Genomic DNA, 1230 nt, shown 5'->3' with positions numbered 1-1230 from the left:
CCTGTGGTTTCAATTGGTCGCTGCAACACAGGCTTCAAATTTCTCTGCTGGGGTTTGGTATTGCAAGGTCTTTCTGGGGCGCTCGTTAAGCTGGCGTGCGACAGCGCTGAGTTTGGCCTGACTAAAACCAGATATATCAGTGCCTTTGGGAAAATACTGGCGCAGAAGCCGGTTGGTGTTTTCATTGCTGCCACGTTGCCATGGAGACTGCGGATCGCAAAAGTAGACGTCGATCTTTGTCGCTATGGTGAACTTGCGATGCCCGGTCATCTCTGATCCACGATCCCATGTCAGCGAGCGGTAGAGTTCCTTTGGCAGCTTGCGCGCCTGTTTGATGAGGGCCGTGATGACGCTTTGGGTGTCCTTGTTTTCGACCTTTGCGAGCATCACAAACCGCGAATGCCGCTCAACCAATGTGGCGATATAACTGTTGTTGGAACCGACGATCAAATCGCCTTCCCAATGGCCGGGAACCGCCCGATCCTCGACTTCAGGCGGGCGTTCACTGATTGGGACGGCGTCCTTGATCTTGCGCAGTTTGAGCCCCTTTTGGGTGGCATGTCGAGACCGCCTGATTGCACGCGGACTGCGTAGAAACTCCTGTAATTCCTTCTTCAAAACCCCTCGGGTCTGCAAGTACAGGCTGCGATATATTGTTTCGTGCGACACGCGGCGCTGCTCCTCGTCCGGGTGCTTGCGCTTGAGCCATCCGGCAATCTGCTGTGGTGACCATTTCCTGCGCAGCTTACGCGCAATCTGTTGGCACAAAGGATCGTTGAACGAGAGCTTACACGATTTGGGACGCGTCGCGCAGTCCCAGGCACGCTGGTCAGAGCGGGCTGCGCGATAGGTGTGATGACCGCCATTCCTGCGAACCTCGCGACTGATCGTCGACGGCGACCGGTTCAGGCTTTCGGCGATTGACCGAAGGGACCGTTTTGCGACAAGCCCACGAGAAATTTCTTCCCGCTCAATCAGGCTCAAAGCATATCGCGACCGTTTGCGATCAGGTGGTCGGATTCCACCAAACTGCGCCAAATGAGGGAAGATCGAAGACGACGCGCGATTGAAGTGTCGCCCAATCGAACTCATCGACTCCCCGCGTTGCCATCGGTCCCACATCTCCGACTTCTGTTTGGCCGTGTAAAACGTCCGCGTCCGGTACTTCATCGTAAACACTCCATCTTTCCAAAAAGATTAAAGTGTTGCGTCGACCCATTGAAACCGCCC

General features: G+C 55.2%; 1 protein-coding gene. It reads right to left on the bottom strand.

What is annotated here, in order from left to right:
- Positions 1–9: 9 nt before the first annotated feature.
- Positions 10–1170, bottom strand: coding sequence for an IS30 family transposase (locus tag C8N45_RS22930; protein WP_108389382.1), 1161 nt, complete (start codon positions 1168–1170; stop codon positions 10–12).
- Positions 1171–1230: the final 60 nt, after the last annotated feature.

Source organism: Yoonia sediminilitoris, assembly GCF_003058085.1.
GTDB lineage: Bacteria > Pseudomonadota > Alphaproteobacteria > Rhodobacterales > Rhodobacteraceae > Yoonia > Yoonia sediminilitoris.
The sequence above is the reverse complement of the archived record's forward strand: the minus strand, read 5'-3'. Positions and strand labels throughout refer to the sequence as shown.